The sequence below is a fragment of the Thalassospira sp. A40-3 genome (assembly GCF_015871485.1).
Lineage (GTDB): Bacteria > Pseudomonadota > Alphaproteobacteria > Rhodospirillales > Thalassospiraceae > Thalassospira > Thalassospira tepidiphila.
In genome coordinates this window covers 834,806-853,048 of record NZ_CP065428.1, presented here as the reverse complement: position 1 = coordinate 853,048, position 18,243 = coordinate 834,806, and the positions used below count along the sequence as shown (strand labels likewise).

Sequence of the window (18,243 nt, the reverse complement as noted above, 5' to 3'; positions counted from 1 at the left end):
TAAAGGCAAAGATCATGTCACTTACTCAGGCACTCAATACTGCGATCTCTGGCCTTAACACGGCACAAGCCCGCATTGCGATCACGTCTTCGAACATTTCGAACGTGAACACCGAGGGCTATTCCAGAAAGATCGCCGGTCAGGAGACCCTGTCGCTTGACGGTGTCGGTGCCGGCTCCCAGGTTGCTGACATTTATCGTAACGTCAACGAGGGCCTGGTACGTGAAATGCGCGGCGAACTGGGTAAAGCCGGTCGCGAAGAAGCACGTTATGAGTTTTTCATGCGTGTTCAGACCCTGTTTGGCACCACCCAGTCTGATGCTGCGATCAGCCAGCGCATCAACGATCTGGCCGACGCGTTTGAACAGCTTGGCGTCACCCCGGACCAGAATTCCCCGCGTGTCGAAGCCATCGAAAGCGCAATTCAGGTCATGGAATCGTTTGAGCGGCTCTCAAGCCAGCTTCAGGATCTGCGCGATGACATCGACGACCAGATCACCGATGAGGTGAATAGTGCCAACACATTGCTGACGCAGATTTCTGAGCTCAATACCGGCATCATTCGCCTGAACAACCTTGATCAGCCAACGACAGAGCTTGAAGATCAACGCGATCAGAAGCTTAATCAGCTATCAAAGATCATCGATATCACGACCTTCAGCCGTAGTGATGGTTCGATCGTCGTGTATTCCGCGGCTGGTGCAAACACTCTTCTTGATCGCACCCCTAACAAGCTCTCCTTTACACAGACTGCCGGTTTCGAACCGGGTACGGGTGGCTCGGGTGTTTCACTTGATGGAGAAGACATTACGGATACGCTGCGCACAGGGACCCTGAAGGGTCTGTTCGAGATGCGCGATTCCGAAATTCCGGCGTTGAATGACCAGATCAACGAACTGGCTACTCAACTGCGCGATGCCATCAATGAAGAACATAACAAAGGCACTTCGTTCCCGCCGCCAGCAAACCTTTCGGGCACACGCACGGTTGATGGCAGCGATCCGTTAACAGCGACCGGTGCATTTCGCGTTGCCGCACTCGATCAAAATGGTGACCTTGTTGCCACTGACAGCTGGGCTGACATTGCCCTGCCAACAACACCGGCAACGGTTCAGGGCATCGTTGATGCGATCAATGCCTCGGATGCTGGATCGTATCTGACGGCATCACTGGTGGACAATCGGCTGGTTATCGAAGGCCAGGATGGTAACCGCGTTGCCATTAACGAACTAGACAGTGAGATCACGCTGAGCGATGGTCGTGAGCAGGGCATGTCGCACTATTTTGGTTTGAACGACTTTGTCACGACCACCAAAAGATCCGATGTCATGACCTCTGCCGCGCAACAAAGTTCGACCAGTGCGCTGGGTGTGACGGCAAGTTCATTTACAATCAGTGCAGGCACGGGTGCGCTTGCCGGAGCGGGTATTACAGTCAACTACACTGCAACAGACTCGCTTGAAGATATCCGCGACAACATCCGCACAGCACTTCAGGGTGCAGGCTTCACCGCCGCTGCGGCCGAAGAAGCTGCGTTCATTGTCGAAGATGGTAACCGTTACCGTCTGGTCATTGAATATAATGCCAACCTGACGATCGATGACTCGGGTACGTTGTCCTCAAAGATCGGCTTCACCGAAGATCGTCCGTCCCTGTCTGGCAACATGGATGTCGCCGCTGCAATCAAGAATGATCCCTCGCGGATTGTGCGCGGACAGATGAATGCGGACACTTACAATACCTCGACCGCAATCATCGATCCGGACGCGGCCATTCCTAACTTGGGCCCGCTTGTACCGCCGCCGGTCAACTATACACTGACTGTCAGTGGCAATTTTACAGATGTTGATATCGATTATGATACCAACACTTCGCTACAAGACATCGCTGATGCCATCAACAACAGTGCGACGCTGACGGACAACAATATCACTGCTGAGGTCAAATTCGATAGCCAGTTGGGTGGTTATAAACTCCATGTCATAGATGCGGATGGCGATCCGTTCTATTTCAGCGACGATGGCCTGCCCAACGCAGATGCACTCACGACCGTTCTGGGGCTTGGCATCACTTTCGGCGTTCATGAAGGCGACAACAGTGCCGCAAACTCGATCAGTAATGCCTTTGAACGCACCGATATCCAATTCGGCGCGACCGATGGTCTGTCGGGCGAACGCACATCGCTAACCGATTATGCAGCAGGGATCGTGGCAACCGCAGCGACAAAAGCCAGCATTGCCGAAAGTTCCTATGATTTTCAGGACAATCTGGTGGTTGACCTTAGCACCCGCATTCAGAACGAAGCCGGCGTCAACCTTGATGAAGAGATGTCGGATCTGGTGATTTTTCAGCGTGCCTACACCGCCTCTGCCCAAGTGATTACCACGGTTGAGGAAATGTTTGATGCACTGCTCAATGCAGTTTAAACTGCATGATTATGAAATGAGGCTGTCATGGTAACTCGTGTCGCGACATATACAAACCACACATTGCTCTCGGACTTGGCACTCCGCAATGCTGCGCGTGTAACAGACCTTCAGAATCAGGCGTCCAGCGGGTACAAATCGCGCAATTACGCAGGTATCGCCGACAGCACACAACGCCTGCTCAATCTTGAGACCGAATATAGCCGCACGGAACAGTACCTGCGCAATACAACGCAAGGTAAATTGCGTCTGCAAAGTATGGAAACCGCCGTTGACAGCATGCTGACCATCGCGACCGAAATGAAGAGCTTGCTGATCCAGGCAAGCTCTGCTCAACAGGCTGATGACGTCAATATCCGTAACGAAGCAGACCAGGCACTGCAACAGATTGCCAACTTGCTCAATACCAACCTTGACGGACGCTTCCTTTTTGCCGGTGGACGTTCCGAAGAACCGGCAGTGGATATCGAGAAAATCGGAGCGCCTGATAACTACATCAGCAAACTTAATACGTCAGTGACAAGCGGCGCACTTCTTTCCTCACTTGGCGTAACAACTAACGGCACGCTCCAGATCGTCAGCACAGATGTCGATGGCAACAGCTCGACCTCCACGGTCAACTACAACGCCGCCACCGACGATATCGATGACATCTTGGATGCCATCAATAACGTCACAACCAACCGCGCCATTGCGTCGCTGCGGGGGTTGGGCGGTGAAGGCACAACGCTTTTGAATATTGAAAATGTCGGAAACGGCTCAATCACTATTACTGAAACGGGTGGCGGTGATTTTCTCTCAAAACTTGGTATGGAGAAAATGGGCAATCCGCGCCCGGATGCCGATTATTACATGGGCGATCACCAGATCATGGATCTGCGGGTCGACGACAAGTATGACGTCTCCTATGGCATTCTGGGTGACAACCCGGCATTCCAGAAATTGATCCAGGGCCTTGGCATTGCCGCAAGCACTGAAAACCAGGATGCGCTGACTGTCGCACTCGGCTTTATCAACGATGCAATCAACGAACTTCCAAACGTTCAGGGGCAAATCGGTCTCGATATTGCCAATGTCGAACGGTTCGAAGAACGCCATCAGGATTTCAAAGTTTTTGCCGCCCAGGCCATCACCGACATCGAAACTGTTGACGTTCCCCTGACCCTTGCGGAAGTCAGTCAGTATACGACGGCCCTTCAGGCCAGCTTTATTTCCATCTCACGCGCCGCAGATTTATCTTTGGCTAACTATTTGCGTTGATTGTGATATAAATCGTATTGCGTCTTTAACTGTTTTGTCCGCATGATACCAAGGGTAGCATGCGCGGCATAACCTTTCGACCGTCGGAGAATTGCGGGAATGGAAACCGAAAACGTCGCCGAGAATGAAACACCTGAATCCGTTGTCGTGGAAACACGCTTCGGCGACATCGAGTTCAGTTGGGACAAAGGCATCTATATGCCGGTCGGTCTCCTTGGCTTTCCTGAACACCATGTTTTCGGACTGGCTAACATCCCCAACACATCACTTGATCAGTTCAAGCTTTATCAAAGCCTGACGGATGCAAGCCTGTCCTTTATCGTCGCACCGTACAATATGGAAAGCGGTGTTTACGCAGACAAAGACCTGATGACTGCGCAGAAAAGTCTCGCGATCGAAAGTGCTGACATGGCCATTCTGATGGTTGTCACCATCCGGAGCGCGCCAAGTGGTCAGGGCATTACGATGTCGACCAATCTGCGTGCGCCCATTCTTGTCGACACTGCGCGCCAGGTCGCCTGGCAGCATATTTTGCCCAATGAAAAATACTCTGTGCAGCATGACCTGTAATTTTTGCCTAGCATATTGGCACGCGCATTGCTTTGATGTCCCCCAAGGCAATGTCGCCGAAAGATTGAATGGCCTGAGCCATTCTATCTTATCCGTGTAGGAGGAATAAAATGGCTCTTAATATTATTTCCAACTATGCAGCGAACGTAGCCCATCGAAACCTGACTGCTTCGGACACGATGGCGACGCGCTCGCTTGCAAAACTTTCCTCGGGTACCCGTGTTGTTTCTGCACGTGACGATGCCGCTTCCATGGCCATCGGTGCACGTCTGAACGCAACAACCGAATCCCTCAAGACCGCAACGGTTAACGTCAACCAGGCCAACTCGATGCTCCAGATCGCCGATGGCGGCATGGCAACCATCGATAACATCCTGGTCCGGATGAAGACACTCGCCGTTCAGGCATCCTCGGGCAACCTGTCCGACACCGAACGCGGATTCCTGAATGACGAATTCGTTCAGCTGCGTGAAGAAATCGACCGCATTGCTTCATCGACCAACTTCAACGGCATTCAGCTGTTGGGTGACGGTGGCGACGTCGCGATCAACTTCGACGATCTCGCAACCGGTGGAAGTGGCGCGGCCCTGACCCCGGTCAACGGCTTCGACAACTTTGCCATCACCGATAACAACTACTGGGCGACCGATACCGATAGCGACATCACCGATAACAACTTTGAAGTTGATATCGATTACGCCGCCGGTGGTCAGGTCATCATGACGGTGAACGCCACTGTTGACGGCGACAACCGTTCGCAGTCAATCGACGTAACGGACTATGCTTCGGGCGGCACCACCGCAATTGGGGCTGGTGAAAATGCGACCCTGAACTTCGATGAACTAGGTCTGAGCTTCACGGTGAACACCAACTTCTCGGCATCTGTATCGTCGATTGCCGCAGACAACACTGGTGCGTCGAACTTTGGCTCTGACACCACCTTCAATGGCGTTGCCGGTAACGACTCTTCGGCGAACGTGATCAACATGGCTGCAGACAACGGTCAAGCTCTTCAGCAGACTGTTGACTTCCAAGTCGGGGCAGGAAATACCGCAAATGATCGTCTAGCGATTGAGTTTACCGCAGTTGACTCTGAAACGCTGGGCAGTGGAGCAGCTGGTACAGCAGACTCCATTTCTGACCTTGGCGCCAATGCGATTGATACAGCTGCCGGCGCACAGGAAGCTGTGGAGGTTGTCAGTCGCGCAATTGATGACCTGCAGCGTGCCCGTGCCAATATCGGTACCTATCAAAACCGCTTGGATTTCGCGGCACAGAACTTGGCCTCAACTCAGGAAAATACAGAGTCTGCACGCTCGACCCTGCTTGATCTTGATGTTGCCGCCGAAATGACCAACTTTACGTCAAAGCAAATCCTTGTGCAGTCTGGCGTGGCAATGCTCGCACAGGCCAACCAGATGCCGCAGAACCTTCTGCGCCTGTTGCAGGGCTAACGTAACACAACTCGATAGAAGCAACACAAACGCCGGCAAAATGATTTTGCCGGCGTTTTCTTTTTGCCTACTACGTCAGTTCACTAATGCTTGGTTAATATTCTGATAGACTCAGGCGATACAAACGTATAAGTTTAATGTGTTAAAGTGTAGCTTTGTAATTTCAATGCATGAAAAACACAAAGCGATCCGGCATGTAGTCGGAATTTCGTGACGGGCCTCCGTCAGAGCTATCCATGTAGGAGATACCAAAATGGCTCTCAATATTATTTCCAACTATGCGGCAAATGTTGCGCACCGCAACTTGTCTGCTTCTGATGAAATGGCGACCCGTTCGCTGTCCAAACTTTCGTCTGGTACCCGCGTTGTTTCTGCACGTGACGATGCCGCTTCCATGGCCATCGGCGCGCGTTTGAATGCAACCACCCAGGCTCTCAAAACCGCAACTGTCAACGTTGGTCAGGCCAACTCGATGCTCCAGATCGCCGATGGCGGTATGGCAACCATTGATGACATCCTCGTTCGTATGAAGACACTTGCCGTTCAGGCATCGTCTGGCAACTTGTCCGACACTGAACGTGGCTTCCTCAATGACGAGTTCACTGAACTGCGTGACGAGATTGATCGTATTGCGTCTTCCACCAACTTCAACGGCATTCAGCTGCTGGGTGACGGCGGCGACGTTGCGATTAACTTTGGCGATCTTGCGACCGGCGGAAGCGGCGCGGCCCTGACCCCGGTCAACGGCTTCGACAATTTTGCCATCACCGATAACAACTACTGGGCGACCGATACCGATAGCGACGTCACCGATAACAACTTTGAAGTTGATATCGATTATGCTGCCGGTGGCCAGGTCATCATGACGGTTAACGCCACTGTTGACGGCGACAACCGTTCGCAGTCGATCGACGTAACGGACTATGCTTCGGGCGGCACCACCGCGATTGGGGCTGGTGAAAACGCAACGCTCAACTTCGATGAGCTTGGCCTGAGCTTCACGGTGAACACCAACTTCTCGGCATCTGTGTCGTCGATTGCCGCAGACAACACTGGTGCATCGAACTTCGGTTCTGATACCACCTTCAACGGTGTTACCGGTAACGACTCCTCGGCAAACATTGTAAACATGTCTGCAGATAACGGCCAGCAGCTTGCCACCAGCATCGAATTCCAGGTTGGCGGCGGCAACACGGCAAACGACCGCTTGTCGATCAATTTGACCTCGGTTGACTCCGACACACTTGGAAGCGGGTCTTCTGGTTCGGAAACCTCGCTTGAGGACCTTGGCGCCAATGCGATTAATACTGCTGCTGGTGCACAGAATGCTGTTGAAGTTGTCACCCGTGCGATTGATGACCTGCAGCGTGCACGTGCCGCAATCGGTACCTCCCAGAACCGGTTGGACTTTGCTGGACAGAACCTTGCTTCCACGCAGGAAAACACTGAATCAGCTCGCTCAACCCTGATGGACCTTGATGTGGCAGCCGAAATGACGGCGTTCACCTCAAAGCAGATCCTGGTTCAGTCCGGTGTTGCCATGCTGGCACAGGCCAACCAGATGCCGCAGAACCTCCTGCGTCTGCTGCAGTAATCTGCAAAGCAAAACACGTCTTTATCAAAAGGGGCGGCCTTCGGGCCGCCCCTCCTCTATTTGTTTTGATTAATCGCCATACAGCTGTCATGTGATCGCTTCGATTCGGGTTTTCTTGTCGGAAACTCACTCTCCGAAGAACGCACCACCAAAATCATCTCTGCCCAACCCCTTGTTTTTCCGGTGATTCAGAATTTTCTTTCTGTTCAGGTGATTTTTTTTCTGGACTTCCAACCTAACAAAGTGCATTTAAAAATCTCGTGGACCTTTTATAGGCTGTTCAAGAAGAACTCCTGAGGAACATCCCACGCACATACAGACATGGTGTCTGGTGTTCATTCCAAGTAGGAAGATGAAAAATGGCTCTCAATATTATTTCCAACTATGCCGCTAACGTGGCACACCGTAACCTGACCGCATCTGACGAAATGGCGACCCGTTCGCTGTCCAAACTTTCGTCTGGTACCCGTGTTGTTTCCGCACGTGATGATGCCGCTTCCATGGCCATCGGCGCGCGTTTGAATGCAACCACCCAGGCTCTCAAAACCGCAACTGTCAACGTTGGTCAGGCCAACTCGATGCTCCAGATCGCCGATGGCGGTATGGCAACCATTGATGACATCCTCGTTCGTATGAAGACACTTGCCGTTCAGGCATCGTCTGGCAACCTGTCCGACACCGAACGCGGCTTCCTCAATGACGAGTTCACTGAACTGCGTGACGAGATTGATCGTATTGCGTCCTCCACCAACTTCAACGGCATTCAGCTGCTGGGTGACGGCGGCGACGTCGCGATTAACTTTGGCGATCTCGCAACCGGCGGAAGCGGCGCAGCCCTGACCCCGGTCAACGGCTTCGACAATTTTGCCATCACCGATAACAACTACTGGGCGACCGATACCGATAGCGACATCACCGATAACAACTTTGAAGTTGATATCGATTACGCTGCCGGTGGTCAGGTTATCATGACGGTGAATGCCACTGTTGATGGCGACAACCGTTCGCAGTCGATCGACGTAACGGACTATGCTTCAGGCGGCACCACCGCAATTGGGGCTGGTGAAAATGCGACCCTGAACTTCGATGAGCTTGGTCTGAGCTTCACGGTGAACACCAACTTCTCGGCATCTGTGTCGTCAATTGCCGCAGACAACACTGGTGCATCGAACTTCGGTTCTGACACCACCTTCAACGGCGTTACCGGTAACGACTCTTCGGCGAACGTTGTTAACATGGCTGCAGACAACGGTCAGCAGCTCGCCACCAGCATTGAATTCCAGGTTGGCGGCGGCAACACGGCAAACGACCGCTTGTCGATTGACCTGAGCTCGGTTGATGCCGACACACTCGGCACCGGGTCTTCTGGTTCGGAAACCTCGCTTGAGGACCTTGGCGCCAATGCGATTGATACTGCTGCTGGCGCACAGAATGCTGTTGAAGTTGTCACCCGTGCGATTGATGACCTGCAGCGTGCACGTGCCGCAATCGGCACCTCCCAGAACCGGTTGGACTTTGCTGGACAGAACCTTGCTTCCACGCAGGAAAACACTGAATCAGCTCGCTCAACCCTGATGGACCTTGATGTGGCAGCCGAAATGACGGCGTTCACCTCAAAGCAGATCCTAGTTCAGTCCGGTGTTGCCATGCTGGCACAGGCCAACCAGATGCCGCAGAACCTCCTGCGTCTGCTGCAGTAATCTGCAAAGCAAAACACGTCTTTATCAAAAGGGGCGGCCTTCGGGCCGCCCCTTTTCGCATGACTACAGCAGCGATTAAATTCCAAATCGCTTTCTTGATAGTGACAAAATCTTTTTAAAGATCAGACGAAATCTATACATTAGGATAATTGCTTAACTTGCGTCAGATCCGTCGACTTGGAGTCGGATTCGTTTACAAAGCATTAACAAACCCGGCACAGCCAGTGCTTTGGCCTCCACGCAACCATTTGTTTTTAATGGTAAAAGTGAGGAATCTTTTTTCACTGGACACAAATCTAACCTAAAAGTATATTTCACCCTATATGTATTACCGTTTTCATCCCTACGTCTGGGCTGAAAATTTTCTGGCAAATGTGCCGGATCACGGACAACAAGATGTTGTCCAGAGCTGTCCATGTAGGAGATGCGTTATGGCTCTTAACATTATTTCGAACTATGCAGCCAATGTTGCACATCGCAACTTGACCGCGTCAGACACAGCAGCGACCCGCTCCCTATCTAAATTGTCGTCAGGTACACGCGTAGTTTCTGCGCGAGATGACGCTGCCTCGATGGCGATTGGCGCGCGTTTGAATGCAACGACAGAGTCTCTCAAAACAGCTTCGGTGAACGTTGGTCAAGCCAACTCGATGCTCCAGATCGCCGATGGCGGCATGGCAACCATCGATAACATCCTGGTGCGCATGAAGACACTTGCTGTTCAGGCATCCTCGGGCAACTTGTCCGACACCGAACGCGGGTTCCTGAATGACGAATTCGTTCAGCTGCGCGAAGAAATCGACCGTATTGCGTCCTCCACCAACTTCAACGGCATTCAGCTGCTGGGTGACGGCGGCGACGTCGCGATTAACTTTGGCGATCTCGCAACCGGCGGAAGCGGCGCAGCCCTGACCCCGGTCAACGGCTTCGACAATTTTGCCATCACCGATAACAACTACTGGGCGACCGATACCGACAGTGACGTCACCGATAACAACTTTGAAGTTGATATCGATTACGCTGCCGGTGGTCAGGTCATCATGACGGTGAATGCCACTGTTGACGGCGACAACCGTTCGCAGTCGATCGACGTAACGGACTATGCTTCGGGCGGCACCACCGCAATTGGGGCAGGTGAAAATGCGACCCTGAACTTCGATGAGCTTGGCCTGAGCTTCACGGTGAACACCAACTTCTCGGCATCTGTATCGTCGATTGCTGCAGACAACACTGGTGCGTCGAACTTTGGCTCTGACACCACCTTCAACGGCGTTGCCGGTAACGACTCTTCATTGAATGTCGTTAACATGGCCGCTGACAACGGTCAGGCTCTCCAGCAGAGCGTTGATTTCCAAGTCGGAGCAGGAAATACCGCAAACGATCGAATGTCGATTGAATTTTCGTCAGTAGACTCCGATACCTTGGGTGCCGGTGCCCTTGGCACAGAAGTTTCTATCGCTGACCTTGGGGCAAACGCGATTGATACGGCTGCCGGTGCACAGGAGGCTGTAGAAGTTGTAGGTCGCGCAATTGACGACCTGCAGCGTGCCCGTGCCAATATCGGCACCTATCAAAACCGCTTGGACTTCGCCGGACAAAACTTGGCGACCACGCAGGAAAACACAGAGTCTGCACGCTCGACCCTGCTTGATCTTGATGTTGCAGCCGAAATGACTGCCTTCACATCCAAGCAGATCCTGGTTCAGTCGGGTGTCGCAATGTTGGCACAAGCAAACCAGATGCCGCAAAACTTGCTGCGTCTGTTACAGTAACCTAACTCTCGTCCCCCGGCACTGATCGCCGGTAATCGTCTTTTTCAAGTTTCATCCTGCTGTTACAGGATGGCGGCTTTAAGGAGCTGAAAAATGGAAGTCGTAAAAAACTATAGTACGTCGAGTGGCTCCGGGGGCATCCCCCATGCTGCTGCGAGCGTACCTGATGTCGCACCGGCCAAAACCAGTGCGGTTTCTTCACCGGTGGCAAAGCCGGAAAACAAACCTTCTGCAGTTCCGCAGAAAATGCAGGATGCACTTGCAAGTATGGATCTGCCCGACCTTGCCGATGGCACCGCACGGGTTGAGCTGAACTTCAACCAAGACACCGGCCGCGTCGTGGCAAAAGTTACCGACCGCACCAGCGGTGAAGTCCTGCGCGAACTGCCGTCCAAGGAACTCCAGCAACTGTTCTCGCAAATGCGCGAGTATCTCGGCAGCTTTGTCGACGAAGAAATTTAACACAGCGAGTGGGCGCACATAGGCACGGTTCTTGCAGTTCGGTTTGACAAAACATACCGCTAGCAGGCAAAATCAGCCGGGAGCACCCAAGGAGCTACACCAATGAGCAGTCTGAATTTAAATAATATCTATGTTGGCGATAACGGTCGCGTCCAGTTGTCTGGCGGCTCCTCCAACATCGATTTCGTCGACACTGTCGACAAGATGATTGCTGCCCGTCGTATTCCTGCCGACAATCTTGAAAAACGGATTGAAGCAAACGACGAGAAAATTGCTGCGCTAAAAGAGCTGCAGACGCTTGTTGGTACCCTTAAGGACTCCATGGCGAACCTCTATGGTGCGACCAGCTTTGACAACTCGCGAAATATCTTTGAATCCAAACAGATTTTTGCTTCTACGAGCAACACTACCGAAGCAGGATCTTTAATCGGTGTTGTCGCCTCAAACGCCGCCGAGACCGGAAGCTACAAGTTCGAGATCAACCAGGTCGCAAGCAAGCACAAGCTTTCGAGTAACACCCAGACTGTCGCGGCAAGCGCTGACGTCACCGGGCTTACGGGCACTGGAACATTTACGATAACCGGTGGCTCTGGCAGCTCAAGTGTCACCGTCGCAGCCGGTGATACGCTTCAGGACATCCGTGACAAGATCAACAACGTCAAGGATACGACCGGCATTCAGGCTTCGGTCGTCAAGGTGTCCGAAACCGAAAGTACACTGATCCTGACCTCGGTCGAGGAAGGCGAAGCCAATCGCATGTCGTTTAGTGACGACACCGGCAGTGTTTTGCAAAACCTCGGTGTTCTGACAGACCCGACGACGATCAATGCTGCCAACGTTATTGATGATGGCAACAATGCCAGCATTACGCTTGATGGAATTACTGTTACGCGCGGGTCCAACGAATTCTCTGATCTTATTGATGGCCTGAGCATCAGCCTCTATGACGCTGAACCGGGCACAGAGATCACGATTGAAATCGAACAGGACCTTAATCAGGCGAAAACGGCAATCCTCAATTTTGTCGAAGCCTATAATGCTGTTCAGACATTCATCAACGAAAAGACTTTCGTTGACCCGACCACGGGCGAATCCTCGGAAGATGCGGTGTTGCTCGGCAATACGTCTGTTAAAGGTATTGAATCTGCCCTGCAACAGATTGCGGGCTCCTTTGCGAACGGTGTAACCGATAGGCCCGACAAGGACGATTATTCGGTCCTGGCAGAAATTGGTCTGGATTTCGTTGCCTACGGCGCGAACGAAGACCCGATGCTCAGCAAAACCATCGATCTTGACGAGGCAGCCCTGAACGAGGCGTTGCTCAACGAACCGCAAGAAGTGATGGAACTGTTCCTGTTCCGCGGGAAGTCTGACAATTCTGATGTCACCATGACCGGTTTTGATGGAAAAACCAATGCTGCAACCTATGAGTTCAACATTGATGCATCCGGCGGTACGATCAACAGCGTCACCTACGATATCACCGTCAATGGCGTGACAACGACCGGCAAGAACGCCGTTGTATCGGGCAACAGCATCCGCACGGCCGATGGTTTGCGCTTGTTTTACGGTGGGGATGCAAATGCATCCGATACAGCGACTGTAACCACCAGCATCGGGATCGGTGCGCAATTCTACTTCGAACTGGATTCTATTCTGGACGAAGAAGACGGTAGTTTGACCCAGGCCATCTCCGATCTGGAAGTCCAGACCACTTCCTACGAAGAAAAAGTTGACCGTATTGACGAACGTCTTACTCGGCAGCGAGAAGTCCTTATGGATCAGTTCATTGCAATGGAATCGGCCCTTGCACGCATGAAGAACATTCAGAGTTCTCTCGACGAATTGATGGCCGCCGGAAAAGATAGTGGTTAACTTTTGTCTGCCATACATGCACACTGAACTCACGCTTAGCATACCAAGGAGTGTCGCATGAACGAACACGCCGCCCATACATACAAGCAACAACAGGTCAATACAGCCACACCGGCAAAGATGGTGTTCATGCTGTTTGAAAAGACCTTGTCGCGCTTGCAGGAGGCGCAACACGCGATTGAGCGGAATGACATTCAGGGCCGTTGCAATGCGAACTGCAGTGCACAGGAACTGATTGCCCATCTTTCGAACACTTTGGATATGGAACAGGGTGGCGAAATCGCCGCAAATCTGGAACGACTCTATACCCACTGCATGCTCCGTCTGATGGATGTGGATCGGAAAAATGATCCCAACGCCGCAGCAGAAGTGATCAAGCTTCTGACACCACTTCGGGATTCATGGGCCGAGCTTTCTGAGAAAAGCGAAGGTGAACTGCGTCAAGCAGTTTTGACCGCGCAACAAGCACGCCCGGCGCTTACCAACGAAACGGCGACGGCAAGCGAAGAAACAGAACCACAGGCACCGGCGAAAACCGGCCTGTCAATTTCTGCCTGATCCCAAACACCAGGTATCCCGCACAGGATTAAAGACCTCCGAAATTTTCGGAGGTCTTTATTTGTTTTTGGCCTGCTTTTGACTGCCCCCCTAAATCACAGGTTCATTTTTGCCCGGCATCGGCCAAACCCCGCGGAAGGCAAAATCTGCCCTTTCTGCCAACGCACTGCTAACCTGCTGAAAATATGTAGAAAACGTTAACAATCAAAACTGGCCCACCACTTGCACATGTTCTGACACTGCTTCCATAAGGACCAAGGTCATGAACAGCTCTGCGATTACAAACAGCGTGATGCCAACTGTCTCTATTCCCGGCACAAACCCTAGCGAACGCAAGGGATCGGGCTTTGGTGATGTCATGGCATCAATCACAGACAACTGGTCTGAGCAAAGTCATCAGGTCAAATACGACGCGGCAAAATCTGCCCAGAAGAATTTCGATGATCGGCGCTCGGATATGGATGCCGAAAGATCCGCACGCGACGAACGCAGCATCAATGAGGCGCGTTCCGAAGATCGCCGCGAAGAAGACCCTGTGCGCGCATCACATGATGACTACGAAGATCATGATGATCATGCCAAAATCGATGATCCAAAATCCGATGAACCGCGCGACGTGGAAGCCAACCCGGAAGATGATCGCGCTGGCGAGGACATGGAAACTGCCGATGGCGGTGATCGTTCAAACGATAACGAAGCTGCACCTCAGGACGGGGAAAACACTGCTTCCGCATCCGACGAAACCACATCAGCAGAATCAGATGATACCAAGTCAGATGGCGACAGCACCCTGACGGCCGACGCTGGCATGGTTGATCCAAACCAGCCTGCACAAGCCGTTCCGCTTCCCGGATCCCCCGAAGCCATTGAATTGGCCAAGGCAGAAGCCGCTAAAATGAAGGCTGCTGGTGCTAGTGGTGCAGCAAATGCCCAGAATGCAGCCCTGGTAAATGGTCAGGCTGCAACCGGTGCCGCCAATGGTAACGCCACTGCGGATAGCACGACAGACGGCTTGATGAATTCAACTGCCCTGTCACAGCCTGCTGCAGCGTCCTCTGCCAAGATGGCTCTGAATGGTGCGGATGCGGGGGCCGGCGATGAAATGTCCTCTGACAAATTCCTCTCGCGGGTTGTCGATTCAATGACCGGTGACGGCAAAGGTAAAACCGATGCCACCGGCACCACGAACGCAGCAACCACTGTCCAGACCAATAATAGCACCCAACAGGCTTCCGCAGCCAACCCGGCACAAACTGCCCAAGCAGCGCAGCAGGCAATGGCCGCCGCAGCAGCCGGACCGAACGCACAAAATAACCCGACCGCCGCGCAGAATGTGTCAACCAACAGTGCGGTTACCGCAACTGGCGGCACTGAGGCCACAGCAACAGCCAATGGCCAACCGGGAAGTACCAACACCCTGCATCAGACCAACACGGGTGGTCAAACCGCGCACACCGCACGTCAGGCCCCGTCGCAACAGGTTCAGCAGCAAGTCGCCGTTTCGATCCGCAATGCAGCCAGCGAAGGCGTTGACAAGATCTCTGTTCAGCTTCGACCGGAACATCTTGGGCGCGTAGATGTCAAAATGGAAATCGGTCAGGATGGCCGAATCCAGGGTGTCATTCAGGCTGACACACGCGAAACACTCGACATGTTGCGTCAGGACTCACGCGCCTTGCAGCAAGCGCTGAAAGACGCCGGTCTGAATGCAGACAGTCAAAGCTTCACCTTCGAACACAGGAATGAAGGTGGCCAGAGTCAGGAAGGCAACGGCCAATCCCGCATGACCGCCGATCAGGGCAGCAGCCCGGATGAAGGTGACGTCATGAGTGGAACCGAACTCGCCGAACATGTCGCCATTGGCTACGGGATTAATCCCAACGGCCTTGTCGATATCCGGATATAGAAAAGGTAGAGGGCACATCCCATGACCGTTTCATCCCTGACAAACGTTGGCCTCTCTCAGACCAACACAAATGCCGGTTCAAGCAGCTCTGCCAGTCAGCTAGCGCAAAACTTCGATACGTTTCTGACCCTGCTGACCACGCAGCTCAAGAATCAGGATCCGACCTCGCCGATGGAAAGTGACAAATTCACTGACCAGCTGAGCCAGTTCGCCCAGGTTGAGCAAGGCATTCAGAGTAACAAGAACCTCGAGGACCTGCTCGCAATGCAGGGACAGCAGCGTCAGCTCTCTGCGCTGTCTTATGTCGGTGCGCAAATCGAGGCAGTTGGTGACACCAACTGGCGCGAAGAAGGCGAGGAACTCACCTACAAATACAATGTCGCGCCGGAAGTTCCCCGTATGAAACTGCAAATTCAGGATCAGAGCGGGAAAACGATCTACTCCGAAGAACTCACCGATGTTTCTGGCCTCCAGACCTTTACCTGGGATGGCAAAAACAACAACGGTGTTGAACAGGACGCAGGTGCCTACACGCTGGTTGTTCAACCGATGGCCGCAAACGGTGACACCTTCAAGGATGACAAGGGCAGACCGGCTTCTGTCGCGATTGGGATCATCGGTACTGTCGACAGTGTCGATATCGACGATACCGACATCTATCTCCGTCTTGGCGATGTCTCTGTGCCGTTCTCGACGCTCACCAACGTCAAGTTGGGCGCGAACAGCACCGATACTGGCACTGACAATACCGATAATACTGATAATACCGGGGATAACTCCGGATCTGAACAGCAGGAAGAAGCCGCCTAGGGCATTCATCCGGATTTGATCAACACCCTGTGAAACAGGAGAAGAAAAATGAGCCTTTTTGGTGCAATGATTTCCGGTGTTTCCGGCCTGAATGCCCAGTCTCAGAACCTGGGCGTCATCTCGGACAACATCTCGAACCTAAACACGATCGGTTACAAAGGGACTGTCGGACGCTTTTCGACCCTTGTCACTGAATCTGCCACAGATACCCGCTACACGCCCGGTGGTGTCCGGTTCCATCCGACCGCACTGATCAGCAAGCAGGGGCTGTTGCAGGCCACCTCGTCAACCACGGCAGCCGCAATTTCAGGTGATGGCTTCTTCATCGTTCGCGGTACCGCATCGCCGGGCACCAATGACGAGCTGTTCTTTACCCGTGCTGGAGACTTCAAGCCGGATGATGACGGCTATCTGCGCAACACCGCAGGCTACTATGTTCAGGGTTGGGCGACTGACCGTGACGGTGGCCTTCTTGATGGAAACGGCAACGCCACAACGTCGAACAGCTCTGCTGTTACCGATCTTCAGGTTCTAGATATCAACTCTATCCTGACAGCGGCCGCATCGACCACCAATATCGAATTCGGTGCCAACCTGAACTCGGACGAAACGGCGGTTACCGGCGGCACGGCAACCTCGACCACCACGGGTCTCGATTATGATACGACTGATCTGACGACGCTTGCCGGCATCAACAACGGCGACCAGTTCAGTATCACCCACAACGGCACAACGACGACCATCACCATCAATACCGGTGATACACTCGAAGATCTCGCAACTGCCATCAGTGCGGTGACCGGCATCAATGCCAGCACCACCACAACTGGCACGAACGACACATTGACACTCACTGCTGCTTTTGCCGATCAAGGAGTGACCTTTGCCAACGTCACCGGCACACCATTTAGTGCAACGGGCATTACGGTTCCTGGTGTCCCAGGCACCCTCGCACCGACCTATACCGCAGGTAACCTTGCAACCGGAACGGTTGCCGAGGACAACTCAATGCCTGTCACGATCTATGATTCCCTTGGTTCGGCGCACACTGTGAACCTTCAGGTTGTCAAGCTGGGCCAGAACCGTTGGGGCTTCGAACTTATCGGCAACACCACGGCCGGTGAACTTGATACAACTGACCACCCGAACGGTTTGATCCAGGCCGGTACGATCACATTCGACGGCTCTGGTAACCTTCAGAGCTTTACGGGTGTTCAGGCGACCATCGGTGCCACAACCGTCGGTGTAAACGGCAGTCTGGTCGACACTGATATCTCGGCTGAATGGACCAATGGTTCCGACACCAGCGAATTCACCCTTGATTTCGGTACCATCGGCCTTGGCAACGGCATTACCCAGTTCGCCGCCGGATCGGATGCGAACGGCAACCTTGTTGAATACACCACCCACTTCATCAACCAGAACGGTGCGCAGGCTGGTACCATGGTGAATTATGCATTCACCGAGGAAGGCTTCCTGCAGGTGGAATTCGCAAACGGTGTGAAACGTCCGGTCTATAAACTGGCGATCGCAACGTTCGAAGCCCCTGATGAAATGGAAAACCACACTGGTAACGTTTATCGCCAGACACGTGAGTCGGGTGATTACTTGCTGCGTGAACCGGGCCTGAACGGTGCCGGTAACGTTGTGGCATCAGCACTGGAAGGGTCCAACGTCGATCTTGGTGAGGAATTCACCAACATGATCGTTACCCAGCGCGCCTACTCCGCGAACACCAAAACGATCACCACGACCGATGAAATGCTCGACGAGCTGATCCGTATCAAACGGTAATTGACATCTGTTTCAGGGCGTTAGCCCGCCCTGAAACACATTGCACCAATAGAGACTCGCCC

Annotated in this window: 13 protein-coding genes; all 13 read left to right on the top strand. The window is 53.0% G+C overall.

Going from position 1 to position 18,243, the window contains the following annotated elements; all coding sequences use genetic code 11:
- Positions 1-14: 14 nt before the first annotated feature.
- Positions 15-2,426 carry a flagellar hook-associated protein FlgK gene (gene flgK / locus IT893_RS03805; protein ID WP_197146873.1) on the top strand — a complete coding sequence of 804 codons (2,412 nt, stop codon included), beginning with the start codon at positions 15-17 and terminating at the stop codon, positions 2,424-2,426.
- A 27-nt stretch (positions 2,427-2,453) separates the two neighbouring features.
- Complete coding sequence (locus tag IT893_RS03800) at positions 2,454-3,686, top strand: flagellin (protein WP_083997195.1); 1,233 nt, start codon at positions 2,454-2,456, stop codon at positions 3,684-3,686.
- A 99-nt stretch (positions 3,687-3,785) separates the two neighbouring features.
- Positions 3,786-4,256 carry a flagellar assembly protein FliW gene (fliW, locus tag IT893_RS03795; protein WP_008890411.1) on the top strand — a complete coding sequence of 157 codons (471 nt, stop codon included), beginning with the start codon at positions 3,786-3,788 and terminating at the stop codon, positions 4,254-4,256.
- Between the two features lie 110 nt (positions 4,257-4,366).
- Positions 4,367-5,710 carry a flagellin gene (locus IT893_RS03790; RefSeq protein ID WP_167727170.1) on the top strand — a complete coding sequence of 448 codons (1,344 nt, stop codon included), beginning with the start codon at positions 4,367-4,369 and terminating at the stop codon, positions 5,708-5,710.
- A gap of 253 nt (positions 5,711-5,963) precedes the next feature.
- Positions 5,964-7,304 carry a flagellin gene (locus IT893_RS03785; RefSeq protein WP_167727172.1) on the top strand — a complete coding sequence of 447 codons (1,341 nt, stop codon included), beginning with the start codon at positions 5,964-5,966 and terminating at the stop codon, positions 7,302-7,304.
- 359 nt (positions 7,305-7,663) lie between these two features.
- The gene (locus tag IT893_RS03780) at positions 7,664-9,004 is read left to right on the top strand and encodes a flagellin (protein WP_167727174.1); all 1,341 of its coding nucleotides are present in this window, start codon (positions 7,664-7,666) and stop codon (positions 9,002-9,004) included.
- A 431-nt stretch (positions 9,005-9,435) separates the two neighbouring features.
- On the top strand, positions 9,436-10,776 hold the full coding sequence (locus tag IT893_RS03775; protein ID WP_197146872.1) for a flagellin: 1,341 nt from the start codon (positions 9,436-9,438) through the stop codon (positions 10,774-10,776).
- Positions 10,777-10,869: 93 nt separating this feature from the next.
- The gene (locus IT893_RS03770; protein ID WP_197146871.1) at positions 10,870-11,238 is read left to right on the top strand and encodes a flagellar protein FlaG; all 369 of its coding nucleotides are present in this window, start codon (positions 10,870-10,872) and stop codon (positions 11,236-11,238) included.
- Positions 11,239-11,340: 102 nt separating this feature from the next.
- Positions 11,341-13,113, top strand: a complete 1,773-nt coding sequence (gene fliD / locus IT893_RS03765) for a flagellar filament capping protein FliD (RefSeq protein ID WP_197146870.1) — start codon at positions 11,341-11,343, stop codon at positions 13,111-13,113.
- A 57-nt stretch (positions 13,114-13,170) separates the two neighbouring features.
- Positions 13,171-13,671 (top strand): flagellar export chaperone FliS, encoded by a 501-nt coding sequence (gene fliS / locus IT893_RS03760; protein WP_008891644.1) that lies wholly within the window; start codon positions 13,171-13,173, stop codon positions 13,669-13,671.
- A gap of 262 nt (positions 13,672-13,933) precedes the next feature.
- On the top strand, positions 13,934-15,577 hold the full coding sequence (locus IT893_RS03755) for a flagellar hook-length control protein FliK (protein ID WP_197146869.1): 1,644 nt from the start codon (positions 13,934-13,936) through the stop codon (positions 15,575-15,577).
- Between the two features lie 21 nt (positions 15,578-15,598).
- Positions 15,599-16,387 carry a flagellar hook capping FlgD N-terminal domain-containing protein gene (locus IT893_RS03750; protein WP_197146868.1) on the top strand — a complete coding sequence of 263 codons (789 nt, stop codon included), beginning with the start codon at positions 15,599-15,601 and terminating at the stop codon, positions 16,385-16,387.
- Positions 16,388-16,435: 48 nt separating this feature from the next.
- Positions 16,436-18,181, top strand: coding sequence for a flagellar hook protein FlgE (locus IT893_RS03745; protein ID WP_197146867.1), 1,746 nt, complete (start codon positions 16,436-16,438; stop codon positions 18,179-18,181).
- The last annotated feature ends 62 nt before the right edge of the window (positions 18,182-18,243 follow it).